This is a genomic window from Robertmurraya sp. FSL R5-0851 (assembly GCF_038002965.1).
Classification (GTDB): domain Bacteria; phylum Bacillota; class Bacilli; order Bacillales; family Cytobacillaceae; genus Robertmurraya_A; species Robertmurraya_A beringensis.
Genome location: NZ_JBBOOE010000001.1, coordinates 908,373 through 926,123, shown reverse-complemented (window position 1 = coordinate 926,123; position 17,751 = coordinate 908,373). Strand labels below are relative to the sequence as shown.

The window sequence follows — 17,751 nt, the reverse complement described above, 5'->3', positions numbered from 1 at the left end:
TAAACATTACTCAATTTTTTAGTATAAAACATATGACGCTATTGTCTTTATGTAAATCCCAATCTACAAGAATGTCCTCAACCGGCCGGCTAAAAATTTCTTCAAAATGTCCATTATGATGCAAAAATGATTTTTCTAATTCATCTTTCGTAACAACCAGGGTTTGCTCATATCCTTTCTCAATTAATGATTTTTCAATTTCAACCAAAATCCCTTCTCTTCTGACCAAGTACACTTTAGGAGTAATAGCAAATGCTTCAGTATTTTCCGGTTTCTTCTAGACAATAATGCTTATTCGATTTACCTCATTAATTAAATCTTTAAGAATTGGTGTCTCTTCACTTGTTGCAACCACCCCTTTTACATTACTCTCAAATTCAATCGTGATCATACCTGTATTTTGTTTATAATTCCAATCGTGATAGCTTGACTTTACCTCATCCTCAAAATCAACTTCGAGTATGCCTTTCAATTGATTCAAAATTTTTCCTTAGCATCTTGCTGGTTAAGCTACTTAATTTCATGAGTTTTTCATGAAGGGATTCAGTAGTCATATTGGTTAACCTCACTTTCATATTTGTCTATCTAAAATTTATTTAGGTAGAATTAGGTTGCCCAGTTTTTTTATTTTCTCTTTTCTCTAAAGCAAAAAGAGAAGTGGCTACTTGCGTCCACTTCTCTCTTCGTACTAGTTAATTTATTCTCCCAAAGATAATAATTAGATAATTTTTATCATCCACATAATCCCACATAATAAAAATATCTTCAATGGAGCGATTTAATGCTTCTTCAATCATGTTCTTATGTGTCATATATCCCTTTTTAACATTATTTGCTTGAGTCAGTAACAGCTCCATTTGTCCTCTTTCATAAATGAAGTTTTCAAGTGGTAGCAACACACCTTTTGATTCAACAGCATAGCTATTAGTAGGAGAAGGGACCGTTCGTAAAGTCACTGGCATTTTATGGAATTGAGTACCAATTGCCCGAATAGCATTGTATACTCCATCACTACCCTTATCCTCTGTTTTTAAATCAAAGGAAACAGAATTAGAAACGAAAAGCAGCATACCTGAATTTGTGTCATAATTCCAATCTTGCTATGCTCATATCAGTTAATATTCTACCTTCGATGGTAATCGTTCCACCATCTTGCATGGCCTCTATAGAGTTTTTAATAAAATTAATAAACACTTGTTTCAATTGATTGTTGTCACCCAAGAGAAAGGCCTGATCAAAATAAAAATTTCTCTGTAGCTGAATATTATTTAAGAGCGCTTGTGGTTCCATAAGGGTCAGCACCTGATCAAGAAGTAACTGAATATTTACCTTTTCATACTTTTGTTTATTTGGCTTTGCTAGAACCATCAGCTCTCTTAGAATAAGTTCTATTCTTTCGATCTCAGAATCAATCACTCCATAATAAATTTCATTTCCTTCTTGTTCATCCTTTAATAGCTGTAGAAACCCTTTTATGGCTGTAATAGGATTCCGGATCTCATGTGCAATCCCAGCTGCTAAGTGACCAGCAGTTGCACGCTTTTCAGACAATTGAGCTAACTGATCGATAACATCATTACTATCTTTATTGTTGATAGATGGCTTGAGAATAATGTAGGAGCCTATCCATTGGTCTTCCAAGTAAAAAGGCATGAGTGTTACTGTTACATCACAATTCGTTTTCAGTTTTTTCTTACAATGATTCAGTCTTTTAATCACTTCTTATCAACAATCTTCTCTAAAAGGACGTTAGTAAATTGGTCAAAATCCATATCCATCACATTCTCCGAACCATACTGCCTCACGCTAACCGAATGATGTTCCTGTTCACGGTCCCCTACTACTAACACATAAGGAATCTTTTTCATTTGGGCTTCTCTTATTTTATAGCCTAGCTTCTCGTCACGAAGATCAACCTCTACTCGAACTTCATCTTTTTTAAGTAGCTGTTTTAATTTCATTGCATATTCGTGATGAACATCTTTCGAAACGGGTATCACTTTGACTTGAACCGGTGCTAGCCATGCAGGGAAGGCCCCGCCAAAATGCTCAATTAAGATACCTAGGAAGCGGTCAATCGAGCCAAATACAGCTCGGTGAATAACCACAGGTCGGACCTTTTTGTTGTGTTCATCAATATAGGATAGATCAAATTTTTCAGGCATTTGAAAATCAAGCTGAACTGTTGCGCACTGATGGCTCCTTTTTAGAGAATCCTTGATGTGAATATCGATCTTCGGCCCATAAAATGCCCCGTCCCCTTCGTTAACTTGAAAAGGCAGACCCAGTTTATTCAACACATTTACCAAAGACCCTTCTGCTCGATCCCATAACGCCTCTTCCCCCATATAATCTTCCGGTCTTGTCGATAACTCGATCCTATAATCAAAGCCAAATACTTTATATACATAGTCAATTAATTGTAAAGCCGAAGAAATTTCTTCTTCTATTTGCTCAGGTGTGACAAAGATATGTGCATCATCTTGGCAAAAGCTTCTCACTCGTAACAACCCATTTAGTGCACCACTAAATTCGTGCCGATGCACCTGCCCAAACTCCGCCATACGAATCGGAAGGTCACGATATGAACGAAGCTTATCCTTAAATATTAGCATATGTCCGGGACAATTCATTGGCTTTAAAGCAAAGCTGTGTTCATCCACTTCTGAGAAATACATATTGTCCTTATAATGATCCCAATGCCCAGATTGCTCCCAAAGTCGCTGATTCATCATAAATGGAGTTCGAACTTCTTTATAGTCAAAGGAATTTTGAATCTTCCTTAAAAAAGTTTCCAGTTCATTTCGAATCAATTGTCCATTTGTTAAGTAAAATGGCATACCAGGTGCTTCTTCGGAAAACATGAACAGTTCGAGCTCGCTTCCTAGCTTCCGATGGTTTCGCTTAGCAGCCTCCTCTAAAAAGTGGAAATATTCCTCGAGTTCTTCTTTTGTAGGAAATGCAACTCCATACACACGTTGTAACATCTTATTATTGCTATCTCCTCGCCAATAAGCACCCGAAACATGAGTTAATTTAAACTCTCTTACAAATCCAGTGGACGGTACATGCGGGCCACGACATAAATCATAAAACTCGCCTTGACGATATACAGTTATTTTTTCTTCGGAAGGAATCGCATCAAGCAATTCAAGCTTATAAGGGGCTTTTGCAAAAACTTGCTTCGCCTCCTCTCTTGACCACTCTTCCCTTTTAATAGGTAGATTTTCAGCAACGATTTTTTTCATTTCTTTTTCAATTTTTCCTAAGTCTTTTACTGTAATGCTTTCTGGGACATCCACATCATAGTAAAATCCATTCTCAATCACTGGACCAATAGATAAATCGACATGATGATACAACCGTTTAATTGCCTGAGCTAACACATGGGCAGTTGAATGTCTCATAATCTTAATACCCTCTTCTGAATTTCTTTCAATCAATTGAATACTTGCATCATTCCGGATCTCTCTTCCCAGATCAACCATCATTCCGTTCACCATTCCAGCGATTACTTTCTTCCGCAAACTTGGACTGATTCCCTGAGCGATTTCCTCTAAAGTTACACCTTCTTGATATCTTTTTATACTTCCATCAGGAAATTGAATATTTACTTCCATTGATCTAGCCTCCTTTATAAAATAAAAAACACACCCGTCCCTAAAAAAGGGACGAGTGTGTTTTCTCGTGGTTCCACCCAACTTCCCACCTCTACACTAAGAGAGATGGCTTTGGTTTGCTGTATCGTAGCTTCTACGGTATTGATTACTTTACGTTCACCAATACTGCTCCAAGGTGGTAAATGTAACTGCTGCGTTAGGAAGATTCCAGCCTTGTCTCCCCTCTCTGTTAACCGTTCAGTCGCACTCATGTCCTTTTCATGGCTTTAAATATTTTCTTAAAAAAACAAAAAACACACCTATCCCTCTAACAAGGGACGAGCGTGTTTGTATGTGATGCACATGTAATTTACTTTATAACTTCTTTTGTCATGACAAATTGCTGTGGGAATATAAGCCGGATTTCTTCCTGATGTCACACACTATGATTGACCTTTTATATACGTTTATTACTTTGCCCGCGATTACACTTGTGTACTTAACCTTTTCATTGTTTAGGCAAATCCGGTTTATTAGCCTTTGGGTCATCTCTTCCATGGCAATTGAATATGTTTTCTATAAATTTGAAAGGCTTCTTTTACATAACAATTATTCCTATTGGATGGATTTCCTCTTTTATGCGGTCATGTATAGCATGATTCGATTACATTATTCTCGCCCAATTTTAACCTATTTGTTATCGACAGGTATTATTAGCTTTATGTTGTGGTATTTTCAGATTCCACTCAAATAATTACCTTCTCTTTTGGAATTCCTTTATCAATTTCATTCTCCCTTTTAAAATCTTTAAGGATTTTTTAAGGTTTCCTCGTAATAATGAATTCATAAAGACTCCAAGGAAATAATTCTGACTCAAATGTTCAACAAACATCTTCTACTACGCCTCTGGAGGATACAGTTGAGATCAGCGAGAAAGCACGAGTATTAAGTCAAGAGCTTAAATTCATAATAAAACGCAAGTGACTTTTATAATCACTTGCGTTTTTTGCCATATGGATGTACATATTTTAGCGAATTATGGAAAATTATCACGAAGTTTTTGATATTTCCTCGGAAATTAGCGCCACTTTCCCGCTACAGCTTCAATATCCTTTGGTGATGTTCGGCAACATCCACCAATTAATCGAGCCCCAGCTTCGTACCACTCTTTTGATTTCGACTCGAGTGTATGGCATGATTCTTGACCGTGCCAAGTTTTTGTCTCGGGATCATACGTTTCTCCAGAGTTTGGATAAACAATGATAGGTTTGTCTGTATAGCTTTTAAGATTGCTAATGGCCCCTGTAACATAATCTAATGGAGCACAGTTGAAGCCAACCGCAGCAATCTGTTCACATTCATTTACTAGTTTAGCACATTCTTGTAACAATGTACCTTCACTTATTGAGCATTCGTCCTTCAAGGAGAAGGATAGCCAGGCATAAGTTCCAGGAAACTCCTGCAATAGAGAGATTAATACTTTCGCTTCTTGAAGGGAAGGAATGGTTTCAAATGCCAAAATATCAGCTCCTGCTTCAATCAGTACCGCCATTCTTTGACGGTGGAAATCCCTAAGGATTTTATCGCTCACTCCATAGTTCCCAACATATTCTGAGCCATCTGCTAAGAACGCACCGTATGGACCAACAGATGCAGCTACCAATGGTTTGGGTTTATCAGATTGTGGATCTTCTTGCCAAAAGTCATCTCTTGCACTCTTTGCAAGCACGACTGTCTTTTTTATCAATTCCAAGGCTTCTTCCTCTTGTAATCCACGTTTAGCAAATCCTTCTACAGTTGCTTGATAGCTTGCAGTGATCGCACAATCTGCCCCTGACCGAAAATAGTTTAAATGCACTTGATAAATCATCTGCGGATTCTCAAGTAACACACTTGCTGACCATAGAGGATCATCCAAATTGCATCCTTGGGTTTCAAGCTCGGTAGCCATTGCTCCATCTACTATAATAAGTGAATGCTCTTGTAAAATAGCATCAATTGGGTTGTTTTTCTTCAACGTATACGGCTCCCTCCATCACAACAGGATAGAATTTTTTTAACCTTATCAATCTATAAAAATAATGTCAAGAAACTTCTGAATAAACTATTAGTTTGTATACTACTATGTATAAATATTTGAGTCCCGTCATACATATAACTGTTGGATATTACAAAACAAAGGAGCGAAAACTTCATGAATCAACAAACACCATCTTTTGTCAGTCATATTGACTCGTATGTGTATCATGCATTTCAAGGCATTACCGGACGAATGGTTGCTGTCCAAACGGTCAGAGGGACTGTAACTGGCTTACTTAAGTCTGTTATGCCTGACCATATTGTAGTGGAGTCTGGGGGTTCACCTTTCTTTATTCGTACTCAACAAATTATCTGGGTTATTCCTAGAGGATAAGGAGGGCATCCGATGTTTAAACGTGAAAATAAATTATTGATTGACCTTCCCGTTCCAGAGCATGGTGATCCGAATGCAGCCGCGGCTGTTCAGGAGTTGTTAGGTGGAAAATTTGGGGAAATGTCAACTTTAAACAATTATATGTATCAGTCTTTTAACTTCCGGCAAAAAGATAAATTAAAACCTTTTTATGACCTCGTTGCAAGTATTACAGCAGAAGAATTTGGTCATGTGGAACTCGTTAGTAATACCATAAATTTGTTATCCCGCGGGAATACCTTTCCTGGCGACCCTGATGTTACCCCTTTACGTGAAGGGATGGATGCACGCAGTACGTATCACTTTATAGCTACTGCTCAAACGGCATTAGCAGGTGATTCTATGGGGCGCCCTTGGACTGGAGACAATGTCTTTAGCAGCGGAAACTTAGTACTAGATTTACTTCATAATTTCTTTTTAGAAGTAGGAGCCCGAACACATAAGATGCGTGTATATGAAATGACAGAACATGAAACTGCTCGGGAAATGATAGGGTACTTACTTGTCAGAGGTGGGACGCATGTGCTCGCTTATGCTAAAGCTTTAGAAATTGCTACGGGCGTAGATGTTAAAAAAATGGTTCCGATTCCTAATCTATCTAACAGAAAGTTCGATCATGCAAAAAAGTTTGAGGATCAAGGGTTATCAAATGTTTTATATACATGGAATGATGTAGGACATTATACCGATCTATCAAAAATTTGGAAAGGGATAAACCCTGAGAATGGAAACCAACTCCAAGTAATTACTGGAGCTCCTAAGGGTGCACCTATTCCTAATTTAGAGGAACTACCGGAGGAATTTGCTCCTGGAATCGATCGTGACGATTATGCAAAAATCGCCAAACGCTTAATGGAAAATATGTAGGAAAATAGTTAAGGGGTATTCATGTAACCATGAATACCCTACTTTCATATTTATATAGTTTTTGCTTCTAACACATCTTCTCCGCGTGCAGCTTTAACTTTTTCAACATATTGCTTTGCATACTCCGTAATAAGGAACAAGATAATGAAAAAGAGCCATCCTTTTGGATAGCCCTTATCTCTAACTATAATTTATAATACCTTCTCTAAGAAATCTTTTGCTCTCGCCGTTTTTGGATTACTAAAAAACTCAGCCGGACTAGCATCTTCAAGTAAAACTCCACCATCCAGGAATAATACTCTGTCAGCCACTTCACGCGCAAAGCCCATTTCATGGGTAACGATCGCCATTGTCATCCCTGACTTTGCTAGGTCCTTCATTACATTCAATACTTCCTTAACCATTTCAGGGTCAAGTGCGGATGTTGGCTCGTCAAACAGCATTAAATTGGGCTCCATCGCAAGAGCACGAGCAATCGCAACACGCTGTTTTTGTCCACCTGAAAGGTTACTAGGAAATGCTTTTTCCTTTTCTGTAAGTCCCACTTTCGCAAGCAAATTACGAGCCTTTTCTTCCGCTACTTGTCGCGTTTCTCCTTTTACTTTGATCGGAGCGTACGTTAAGTTATCAAGAACATTTAAATGAGGGAACAAGTTGAAATGCTGAAAAACCATTCCAATTTGTTGACGAACTTTAAGTATATTTGTATTTTTATCAGTAATACTTTGACCATCTATCGAAATGGTCCCCTTCGTTGGCACTTCTAATAAGTTTATACAGCGAAGAAACGTTGATTTACCAGACCCAGATGGTCCAATAATCGAAACCACTTCACCGCTATTAATATTGGTCGTGATACCCTTTAGTACTTCATTATCACCGAATTGTTTATAGAGGTTTTCCACTTTAATCACTGAACTTCAACCTCCTTTCAACAACTTTACCAATGATCGTTAATACCATAACAAGTAGCCAATAAATGACCCCTACAAAAATTAATGGTTCAAAGTTTCGATAAATATCAGCACCAACTACTTGAGCTCGACGCATAAGGTCTAAATACCCAATAGTTGAGACAATAGCTGATTCCTTTGTTAATGTAATAAATTCGTTCATGAGTGCAGGTAAAATATTTTTTAAAGCCTGTGGCAAAATGATGTCCTTCATCATCAACCGATAAGGTACACCAAGAGCTTGAGCGGCCTCAGTTTGACCCTTATCAACTGCTTGAATTCCTGCACGGATAATTTCCGATACATAGGCAGAGGAATTTAGACCAAAAGCAAGAATCGCTGATAAAAAGGGAGAAATGTCATAGCCTGTTAACTGTGGAATCGCAAAATAAATAATCATTAATTGTAAAATTAATGGTGTCCCACGGAAAATAGAGGTATACGCATCCCCAAACCAGTTCAATGCTTTCATTTTTGAAATTTTACATAACGCGAGAGCCGTTCCTAAAATAAAACCGAAAATAATCGATATAATGACAAACTGTAATGTAACCCATATTCCTTCTAAGATAAAAGGAATATAAGGCACAATTTGGCTAAAGTCCAAATTCATGCCTTACACCTCACTTTAATATTTTTCAGGTTAAGCCTATTCTTCCGATAACCATTTTGCTTTTAATTCTTCTAGTTTACCATTTTCTTCCATTTCCTTTAGGACTTGGTTTACTTCGTCCACTAGTTCACTGCCCTTTGGAAAAGCAACCGCCATTCCTGGTGAGCTCGTCGTAGGATCATCAAATCCTGTTAATCCTTGCTCATTAATATATCCAGTAGCTACTGACTTATCCAAGTATGCTACATCAATACGATTCGATAACAATTCTTGAATCAAGATCGTTGCGTTGTCAATAGCCTTGATTTCAAAATCAACTGTTTCCTGAAGCTTACGAGCACCCTCTTCTTGGATCGTTCCTAACTGAACTCCAACCGTTTTTCCTTCTAATTGCTCAAGAGATGTGACTTCAGAGTCCTTTAATGTGATAAACATTTCACCTGAATGATGATACTGAGTAGAAAAATCAACATTCTGAGCACGCTTCTCTGTAGCAGACATTCCAGATAATACTAGGTCTACACGATTTGCTTGTAGCGCTCCAATTAGTCCATCAAATTTCATATCCTCAATTTTCAGTTCATAGCCTAATTCATCTGCAATGTATTTAGCTAAATCAATATCAAATCCTTCTACTTCTCCAGATGTGTTACGAGATTCAAATGGAGCAAAATCTGCAGAGGTTCCCATTGTTAATACCTTTTTGTCCTCTCCTGCTTCGCCGTTTCCAGATTCATTATTTTGGCCACATGCTGCCAATACTAACGTTAAAATTAAAGTAATAAGTAAGCCGAACTGTTTCATGTTGTTTCCTCCTTAAATAGCATTTATATGATGTATACGAATAATTATTCAACTGAATGTATAGTAACACATACATGTAATTTTGAGAAGTAGCTTTTTTAATATAAAAATATTCAGATTATTCTTTAATCCACATTCATGATTTTATTATTTTAATAAATCGATACGATTATCCATGACTTCTTTTCATTTCTAAGAATTCATTTACCACTTTTTCAAAGATTTCTTTATTCGTAAGTAATTCATAACCCGTTGAGGCTAGCGCAAGTGCACCTTTACTTAAGATTTGATGGGAATTCTCTGTAATGGTGATATCTGCAAATTCTTTTGTATGAGCAACAAGCCCTGGTGAATCAAGTCCAATATACGGATGAATCGCGGGGACAACATGACTTACATTACCCATATCAATGGATCCATATGAGTCCTTTGCTTTTAATACCTTTTCCACTCCTGTAGCAAGTAAGTTTTCTGTAAAAAGTTCAGATAGCGTTTGATTGGTTAGCATGTTATCGTAACTAAGTTCATAGTTGGTTATTTCAACTGTTGCCCCTGTTACTAAAGCCGCACCATGGGCAATATTTTTCACTTTCTGAACGACTTCATCAAGATAGCTACGATTATTCGCACGTACATAAAATTGGGCAACTGCATAATCAGGAACGATGTTAGCAGCAATGCCACCTTCTTTAATAATTCCATGAATCCGAACATCTGATGTCACATGCTGACGAAGGGCATTAATACCATTAAAGAGCTGAATCACTGCATCAAGAGCATTGATTCCTTTTTCCGGAGATGCTGCTGCATGGCTTGTCTGACCTGAAAATGCAAATTGAATCGCATCCATTGCTAAGGAATCCCCACTCTCATAGGATTCATCAGCTGGGTGCAAAATCATAGCCACGTCAATATCATCAAAAATCCCTTGCTCCGCCATCGGAACCTTCGCTCCATTCGTTTCTTCAGCAGGAGTTCCAAGAACCACCACTCGTCCACCTAGCTCATCAACCAATTTGCTCAACAAAACACCAGCACCTGCACTCATTGTACCTATCATATTATGGCCGCATCCATGTCCTACTCCAGGAAGTGCATCATACTCGGATAGATAGGCGATCGTAGGTCCTTCTTTTTTACTGTCGTATACCGCTTTAAAGGAAGTCGACCGACCGACAATTCCTGTTTCCACTGCGAAATGATGCTCCTTTAAAAACGCGACGAGTTTTTCCATAGATTTATATTCTTGATCACCTAACTCAGGCTCGTGGTAAATGGAATCGCTCAAATTCCATAGCTTATTTTGTATCGTCTCTAAATGTTGTTTTAATTGATCCTTCATCAGTAACACTCCTTTATATGTTGAAAGAGGTATATTTATAAATTTACATAGCATTAAATATTTATTCAACATTTTACTATTTTTCTAATATAATATATATCACTTCAAAATTCCAGCATATTTATTAGTTAATATTATTAAATATACAAAATACCCTCTTCCTTTAAGGAAAGAGGGTATTTGAATCGTATAATTACCAAAGAAAATCAAATAAACTGCCTTTAAAAAGGTTTGTATCTATATTACATGCTGCTGCATCAATTCCATACTGCCAACCATATACATGTGAACCTTCAGGAGCCTCAGCCGCATTTTCTGGCGCATTTGCTTGAGTGGTTACGTCTACATGAGGATAGGCCGTCCACAGAATGACCTTATTTTGTATCTCTTGATTTTCGTTTATTGAAGCTTGGTACGACTCAACTAAAGCACTATCCGGAGAGAATACACCATAGATTCCCGGCTCATAAGGAGAGTTCATCATCGTATCAAACCAGCCTTGAATAAAGGCAGAATCTACGGGATAATTTGGTTCAATATCTGCAAATATAGCTACTCCTTCTGGCACATTTAACTCTCCAGCCAAAGAGATTCCAATATTCGCTTGCTCTACCCCGTTATCATAACCAGTTGCATTGTTAAATTGATTATTAATAAGAAGGATTTTTACTCCATTTGAATGCAAGTATTCTACTTCCTCTTTTGTTAACCCACTAGAAACACCCTCAATCGTCCCTAGATATCTCCCCCAAACAGTAGGCTTTCCGAAATATTCATTTACACAGGCGTATAGCCCCTCTGTCGCATATGATGCAGAATCAACTCCCCAATAATCAGTGTTTGGGTCGTTAGTTGTGTTGGCTGTTTCATTTCCATCTTCATTATTTCCGTTTTCTTCCTTAGTATTATTTTGTTTCTCGTTTGTACTAGCGGTAATAGCATCATTTTGATTTTGACTGGTTTCATTTGAATCAGGCTGAAAATAGAAGATTGGAATCAATAATAAAACTAACGCACTAATGAAGATGAGCAAGAAATTCCCCCATTTCAAATGATTCACCCCCTTGACAACAACCTATTCAAGTAGGAGAAAAATCGTTTGGGCGGAACTGAACCTTAGAAAACAATAAGGGTATTCAGGAGCACTTCGTTGTGTCTTTGAATACCCTTTATACTAAGACTTCAATTGGTTGACTTTATAAATATCCCTTCGATGAACCAGTAGCTTAAGAATAGTTGAACCGGCATTTGGATCCACATGATTGGTTACCACTTGGTTTACTCCAGTAACAATAGGGGTCTGAACTTCTTTTTTCAAGCGACAACGTATATTTACAGATTTATATAGTCTATATTTATCTCTAATGGCTTCTTCTGAACGAATGTCTGAACCGACCATGATGGTTTTCCAAGTCAGTTTTGACCAAAACATCCACCCTACTAAAAGGATAATAAGTAACCCAATCCAGTTGAGTACTTCCACTTTCATCCCTCCCTTACGAGTGTTAAAGACTTCATACCCTCGAGAGGTGAAAGGTTAAACCTGATTCTAGAAAGTGTACGGGCCTAAAAACAGACCACCACTTTTTGAGTATAGGGTTCCGTTTTGGGGTGCTTTTCTTAAAATAAGGACCGAAATGACAGTCGTATTGGCATTGCCATTGGTAAAAAAAGGGGAAACCTATTCCCTTTGGAAGAAGATGTCTTGCCCTTATTCGAGTAACCAGCAAAAGTAAATAAGCGGCGTTTTTCCGGTTAAATCCAGAATGAAGCCTGTTTCGGGGTAAATAAGGGGAGATTTTCCGTTTATGCAAGAAAAATCTCCCCATTTTCACGTTTTTCAAGTCAATAGGCGGAATTTCTCCGTCTATGTAAGCTATTTTTTATCGTATTTGCTAATTAAACGGAATTCCTCCGTCTATTTATAAGTTCGAGTGTATAACCTGATCCCCCAACCGAAAAGTGCGGGCCCTCTTGATCTCAGATGCGGGAATCAGCAGCTATTTATTGACCAGCTTATATAGATTGAAACGGCACTGCACATGACAGAAGTTTTGACCCTCTTTTTTAATTGTACAATACATATCGTCCATTAATGTGCCCTTTAATTAGAAAGCACCCGAAAACGGAACCCTTTACTTATAGAGTGAAGGTACTTCCCCGTTTAACATGATCGTTAACCACCTGTTGAATTACACTTGTATTATAGCGTCTAAAGCCACTTTCATTCCTGCATTCACTGCTCTACCTACTACCTCATTATGAGGATTATACTCTTCTCGAAGTTCTGCATCTGCAAAGCCATCAATCGCTAAAATAGCTCCCGCTTTAATTCCTTTCAAAGACGAGATAACAAAAAGAGCTGAGTTTTCCATTTCCACTGCGACAACTCCAGCTTTTTTATACAATTGGTGAGGGAATTCGAGAACACCAGAATAAAACGCATCAAGAGTAAGCGTCATTCCTTCTTTCACCAATAGCTCTTCCACATTTGATGAGCCTGCTTGTGTTAATGCCTCCACAATGCTCCGATCAGCAATCGCAGGAAATCCTGGAGGAACAATTTGTTTTGTTAATCCATCACAGCTTACAGCAGCTGTACTAATGACCAGACTACCAGGCTGCACATCTTTTTGATAAGAGCCAGCCGTCCCTACACGAATGATTGTTTGTGCGCCACCCATGATTAACTCCTCAAAGCAGACGGCTGCCCCTGGTCCTCCTACTCCGTGACTAACCACCGCTACTTTTGTACCTTTCCAGCTTCCTGAATAACTATGGTATTCACGGTTCTCACCCAATTTGGTTGGATTGTCCATTAATTCTGCAATGATTTTCGCACGTGCTTGATCTCCACAAACAATGACACGTTCTGGTAAACAATCTGATGTTAATTTAAGGTTTGGCAGAAAGTTAGTCAAAGTCTTTTCGCTCCCATTCATCCTCGGGAATAGGAAGGTCTTCTCCCGAAAAGCGTTCCTCTTTAAAAGGATCTCCATTCAGATGGAATCCATTTTGTTCCCAAAATCCCGGTTTATTTTCGTCAATGAACTCAATGCCTCTAATCCATTTCACACTCTTCCAAAAATAGAGATGAGGGACCACAAGCCTTAGTGGCCAGCCGTGCTTATCCGTTAATGGCTCTCCTTCAAACGAATGAGCAAGAAGGACGTCGTCATGTAACAAATCAGCCAATGCTATATTGGCTGTATAGTCATGGTCCGCATGAAGCATCACGTATTTACTTTTAGGAGTGATATTTAATGCCTTTAAGAAATCACTGAACTTTACTCCCGTGAATTGATTATCAAATCTAGACCAGCGAGTTACACAATGAATATCAACGGTCACAGTTGTTTCAGGCATTTCTTTAATCTGTTTATAAGTGAGTACGACCTCTTTATCACCCTCACCAAAGACTTTTAAATCCCATTTTTCCATATCGTAAACAGGAACGTCTCCTTCATGCAAAATCGGAAAACGTTCCGTTAACGCTTGGCCGGGCGGAAGCCGCTTTGCATGTTTCGGATTAGCTACTGGTACTCTTGTTCGTTTAATTCTGTCTGCTTTGTTTAAGCTCATGTGTTTCACTCCTGTTCTTATCTAGAGCTTTGCTGTCCAGATGCTTGTGACTCTAATCCACGATCCTTTAAAAAGAACATCGCGATAATCGTTATCACGTATGGTAACATGGCTGTGAATTGCGTAGGCATAGAAAACCCTTGTAGCCTGATACTCAACGCATCCATCAGACCAAATAATAAACTCGATCCAATCATGCCAATCGGATGCGACCCACCAAGCATCATCGCTACTAACGCGATAAATCCTCTTCCAGCCGTCATTCCCTCAGTAAACATCGTAACTTGACCAAGCGAAAGCTGGGCACCTGCAAGACCACATAAAACTCCACTTGCCACAATGGCTCCATACTGAAGAACGGTAACATTTAAACCTAGGCTTCTTGCCGCTGCTTCATTTTTCCCAACAGCTAAAATACGGAACCCAACGACGGTTTTAAACAAGAAAACATATAATAGAATCGCTGCAATAAAAGCCGTATACACTAGGGGTGAGTGACCTGATAGAAGATTTCCAACCACCGGAATATTTTCAATAAGTGGAAGGTCCCACTTAGGAAGCCCCGTCATGTCCTTATCATAAAAAGCCCCTTTTACTTGAAAAATGGCTCGGAGGCCAAAAGTAGTTAATCCTAAAACAAGAAAGTTGATAGCAATCCCCGCTACAATCGGATTAGCTTTAAACTTGATCGTGGCTAGTCCAAATAATAAAGAGACGAGAACACCACCGAAGGCTCCGGTTAATACGGCTATAATAACACTTCCACTATAATAGTTACCAACGATCGCGGAGAAGGCACCTGCTAGAATTAAGCCCTCAAGACCCACATTAAAGATTCCGACTCGAGCACATAACGCTCCTCCTAAGGCAGCCAAAAGAATGGGACTAACCATACGGATAGCAGAAGCAAAAAGAGAATAATCAAACAGCTCCATTCACGTCACCCGCTTTCTTTTTAACTTTCCACCAGCTTAGGGTGAATTTTGCAGTAACAAATAAAATAAGAACACCTTGAATGACGCTAGCAATTTCTAATGGTACTTCTGTGTTACGTTCCATCCCCATCGCACCTGTTTGTAAGGCGGCAAGTAAAATAGCCGCTACTGCTGTACCTAATGGATTGGAGTTGGCTAACAGTGCTGCCATTAAACCTGTCCAAGCATAGCCTGGTACGGTTAGCGCTCCTTCTACGTATCGATACTGAGATCCTAGAACCTCCACTGTTCCAGCTAACCCAGAAATTCCTCCGCTAAAAAACATGCTAAAAAGGAGAACTTTATGTTTATTTATTCCCCCGTATTCAGCAAAGAAAGGGTTCTTTCCGAGCATTCTTACTTCATATCCAGAAGAAGTAAATTGAAGAACCACATATAAGATGACCGCACCAATCACAGCTATTACAAATCCCATATGCACGCTCATTCCAGCAAATAATTTAGGAAGCCACACCGCTTGATCAAGCATAGGCGTTTGAGCAAGGGCAGCTGAGCCTGACTTATCCTGAAAAGGTTCCGCTACCAAATACCCTGCGAACAGGACAGCAACATAATTTAAAAGAAGGGTAGAAATCAATAGCTGTACTTTGTATTTCACTTCCATCCAACCGGCTAACAATGACCATAATCCACCGGCTATAAAACCTGCAAGAAACGCAGAAAGCAATTTTACGATCCCTGCACCTGGTACATAAAGGGCTGCAAGCGCGGCACACACGGCCCCCAATACCATCTGACCTTCTGCTCCCATATTAAACACACCTGCTCTAAAAGCGAGTGCTAGACCCAATCCTACCAATATGATTGGAGTAGCTCGAGCAAGAGTAGCTGTAAGGAAGTAGAAATTACCAAATGCTCCATCCCACATGACTTTGTACGTATTCATAATAGACTCTCCAACAAGAGCTATGGCAAGTGCTCCGGTTACCAATCCAATTAGTACCGCGATCATTGGTTGTAACATAGGCTTAAGCAGTTGTTGTATTTTTCGCTGAAGATTCATCTTCTTTTCCTCCTGCCATAAGTACACTCAGACGTTCTTCTGTTGCGTCTTTTCTATCAAGAATATCAACGATTTTCCCTTCAAACATAACCGCAATCCGGTCTGATAGTAATAGAATTTCCGATAGCTCTGAAGAGACAAGTAAAATTCCATCCCCACGGTTACGCTTCTCAAGGATTGCTTCATGGATATATTCCATAGCTCCAATATCGACACCACGAGTAGGTTCAGCTGCAATAAGAAAATCTGTTTCAAATCCTAGTTCCCGTGCGACAATTAATTTTTGTAGGTTTCCACCAGAAAGGTTTCCTGATTTGTCATCTACCGATTTCGCTTTAATCTCAAAGCGGTCGATCCAAGTCTTTACAACCTCTCGGAATGAGTTTTTCAAGATAAACGTATATTTGTTAAAGGCTTTTTTATGGTAATATCCCATAACTCCGGTTTCTTCAATCGTAGCATCCTTCGCCGCCCCCCAAAGAAAGCGATCCTCTGGTATATGTGCTAGACCTTCATTTCTTCTAAAGGCAACGGACTTACCAACTAGATTCGTACCAGACAGCCGTATATCCCCCTGATCAACCGTTGTTAATCCCGAAATTGCTTGAATAAGCTCAGATTGTCCGTTACCAGATACCCCTGCAATTCCTACGATTTCCCCGCGATGAACGGTTAAAGAAAGCTGGTCCAATACAGGTTTTGAACTCTTCCCTTTTATCGAAACCGCTTCTAGCTCTAGCAGGGGCTCTCCATTTAATTGATTACGCTCTGAAAGCTGTTGGAGCTCTCGACCTACCATCATCGTAGCCAGTTGATCAATCGAAGTGTCCTCCTTTTTTACATTCCCAGTGACACGTCCATTTCGTAACACTGTCACATGATCGGCTACTTTCATGACTTCTGGTAACTTATGAGTGATAAGAATGATACTTTTTCCTTGATCCGCTAAGAACCGAATCGTTTTTAATAGTTCATCTACTTCAAAAGGGGTTAACACAGCTGTCGGCTCATCAAGAATAATAATTTCCGCCCCCTGATATAGCACTTTCAGAATTTCAATTCGCTGCTGTTCTCCTACTGAACAATCTCCCGCTTTTTTACTAGGATTCACTTGAATCTTATATTGATCACTCAATTTTTGAACTTGTTCTGCTGCCATTTTTCTATTAAAGAATCCATTCTTGATGGGTTCATGCCCAATCACAATGTTTTCGGTAACTGTAAAATCACTAAACAACATAAAATGCTGATGAACCATCCCTATTCCTTGTTCAATGGCATTTTGAGGTCCAAAGAATTGGGCTTGTTTGCCATTCAGCTTGATTTCTCCACTCGTTGGCTGTTCTAGCCCGTAAAGCATCCTCATAAGCGTTGTTTTACCCGCACCATTTTCACCAACAATCGCAAGAACTTCTCCTTTTTTCAATTGAATGGAGATGCCATCATTCGCAAGGAAATCACCATACTTTTTGGTCATTTCCTTCATCTCTAAGCGATAAGTCATTGTTTTCCCCCCTGTAAAAATGGAAACCGACTACAAT

The 17,751-nt window shown here is 39.0% G+C and carries 19 protein-coding genes and 1 pseudogene; 2 read left to right on the top strand and 18 right to left on the bottom strand.

The genetic code is table 11. The features are described from left to right. Window positions 1-10 precede the first annotated feature (10 nt). From MKX65_RS04735 to mmuM, 7 genes and pseudogenes are all read right to left on the bottom strand, one after another. Window positions 11-262 (bottom strand): annotated as a pseudogene (locus MKX65_RS04735) (Na-translocating system protein MpsC family protein); the annotation flags it as partial. A gap of 15 nt (window positions 263-277) precedes the next feature. Next, complete coding sequence (locus MKX65_RS04730) at window positions 278-481, bottom strand: hypothetical protein (protein WP_340902629.1); 204 nt, start codon at window positions 479-481, stop codon at window positions 278-280. Window positions 482-692: 211 nt separating this feature from the next. Next, window positions 693-1,070, bottom strand: coding sequence for a hypothetical protein (locus MKX65_RS04725; protein WP_160549513.1), 378 nt, complete (start codon window positions 1,068-1,070; stop codon window positions 693-695). A 13-nt stretch (window positions 1,071-1,083) separates the two neighbouring features. After that, window positions 1,084-1,719: a histidine kinase dimerization/phospho-acceptor domain-containing protein gene (locus MKX65_RS04720; RefSeq protein ID WP_160549512.1), complete on the bottom strand. Its 636-nt coding sequence runs from the start codon at window positions 1,717-1,719 to the stop codon at window positions 1,084-1,086. Beyond that, window positions 1,716-3,620: a threonine--tRNA ligase gene (thrS, locus tag MKX65_RS04715; RefSeq protein ID WP_340902627.1), complete on the bottom strand. Its 1,905-nt coding sequence runs from the start codon at window positions 3,618-3,620 to the stop codon at window positions 1,716-1,718. Before thrS ends, MKX65_RS04720 begins: the two co-directional genes overlap by 4 nt. A gap of 14 nt (window positions 3,621-3,634) precedes the next feature. Then, window positions 3,635-3,871, bottom strand: coding sequence for a hypothetical protein (locus MKX65_RS04710; protein ID WP_340902626.1), 237 nt, complete (start codon window positions 3,869-3,871; stop codon window positions 3,635-3,637). Window positions 3,872-4,677: 806 nt separating this feature from the next. Then, on the bottom strand, window positions 4,678-5,616 hold the full coding sequence (mmuM, locus tag MKX65_RS04705; protein ID WP_160549508.1) for a homocysteine S-methyltransferase: 939 nt from the start codon (window positions 5,614-5,616) through the stop codon (window positions 4,678-4,680). A 177-nt stretch (window positions 5,617-5,793) separates the two neighbouring features. Here mmuM and MKX65_RS04700 point away from each other — a divergent pair, with 177 nt between their 5' ends. Next, on the top strand, window positions 5,794-6,012 hold the full coding sequence (locus tag MKX65_RS04700) for a YuzF family protein (RefSeq protein WP_160549507.1): 219 nt from the start codon (window positions 5,794-5,796) through the stop codon (window positions 6,010-6,012). 12 nt (window positions 6,013-6,024) lie between these two features. Beyond that, window positions 6,025-6,918 carry a manganese catalase family protein gene (locus MKX65_RS04695; protein ID WP_160549506.1) on the top strand — a complete coding sequence of 298 codons (894 nt, stop codon included), beginning with the start codon at window positions 6,025-6,027 and terminating at the stop codon, window positions 6,916-6,918. A 191-nt stretch (window positions 6,919-7,109) separates the two neighbouring features. Here MKX65_RS04695 and MKX65_RS04690 read toward each other — a convergent pair whose 3' ends face one another. The 11 genes from MKX65_RS04690 to MKX65_RS04640 all read right to left on the bottom strand — a co-directional run bounded on the left by MKX65_RS04690 (window position 7,110) and on the right by MKX65_RS04640 (window position 17,714). Next, window positions 7,110-7,832 (bottom strand): amino acid ABC transporter ATP-binding protein, encoded by a 723-nt coding sequence (locus tag MKX65_RS04690; RefSeq protein ID WP_340902622.1) that lies wholly within the window; start codon window positions 7,830-7,832, stop codon window positions 7,110-7,112. Next, window positions 7,825-8,484: an ABC transporter permease subunit gene (locus MKX65_RS04685; protein WP_160549505.1), complete on the bottom strand. Its 660-nt coding sequence runs from the start codon at window positions 8,482-8,484 to the stop codon at window positions 7,825-7,827. The genes MKX65_RS04690 and MKX65_RS04685 overlap by 8 nt, the downstream gene beginning before the upstream one ends. A 36-nt stretch (window positions 8,485-8,520) precedes the next feature. Further along, the gene (locus MKX65_RS04680; protein WP_160549504.1) at window positions 8,521-9,288 is read right to left on the bottom strand and encodes a transporter substrate-binding domain-containing protein; all 768 of its coding nucleotides are present in this window, start codon (window positions 9,286-9,288) and stop codon (window positions 8,521-8,523) included. Between the two features lie 169 nt (window positions 9,289-9,457). Further along, window positions 9,458-10,630 carry an amidohydrolase gene (locus tag MKX65_RS04675; protein WP_160549503.1) on the bottom strand — a complete coding sequence of 391 codons (1,173 nt, stop codon included), beginning with the start codon at window positions 10,628-10,630 and terminating at the stop codon, window positions 9,458-9,460. Between the two features lie 193 nt (window positions 10,631-10,823). After that, complete coding sequence (locus MKX65_RS04670) at window positions 10,824-11,690, bottom strand: glycoside hydrolase domain-containing protein (protein WP_377058078.1); 867 nt, start codon at window positions 11,688-11,690, stop codon at window positions 10,824-10,826. 114 nt (window positions 11,691-11,804) lie between these two features. Further along, entirely contained in the window at window positions 11,805-12,113 is a 309-nt protein-coding gene (locus MKX65_RS04665) for a hypothetical protein (RefSeq protein ID WP_160549501.1), read from the bottom strand. Window positions 12,114-12,822: 709 nt separating this feature from the next. Then, window positions 12,823-13,551, bottom strand: a complete 729-nt coding sequence (locus MKX65_RS04660; protein WP_340902617.1) for a nucleoside phosphorylase — start codon at window positions 13,549-13,551, stop codon at window positions 12,823-12,825. Further along, the gene (locus MKX65_RS04655) at window positions 13,544-14,212 is read right to left on the bottom strand and encodes a molybdopterin-dependent oxidoreductase (RefSeq protein ID WP_160549500.1); all 669 of its coding nucleotides are present in this window, start codon (window positions 14,210-14,212) and stop codon (window positions 13,544-13,546) included. Before MKX65_RS04655 ends, MKX65_RS04660 begins: the two co-directional genes overlap by 8 nt. Before the next feature lie 17 nt (window positions 14,213-14,229). Further along, entirely contained in the window at window positions 14,230-15,147 is a 918-nt protein-coding gene (locus tag MKX65_RS04650; RefSeq protein WP_160549499.1) for an ABC transporter permease subunit, read from the bottom strand. Then, entirely contained in the window at window positions 15,134-16,210 is a 1,077-nt protein-coding gene (locus MKX65_RS04645) for an ABC transporter permease (protein ID WP_340902615.1), read from the bottom strand. The genes MKX65_RS04650 and MKX65_RS04645 overlap by 14 nt, the downstream gene beginning before the upstream one ends. Continuing rightward, complete coding sequence (locus MKX65_RS04640) at window positions 16,176-17,714, bottom strand: ABC transporter ATP-binding protein (RefSeq protein ID WP_340902614.1); 1,539 nt, start codon at window positions 17,712-17,714, stop codon at window positions 16,176-16,178. Before MKX65_RS04640 ends, MKX65_RS04645 begins: the two co-directional genes overlap by 35 nt. Window positions 17,715-17,751: the final 37 nt, after the last annotated feature.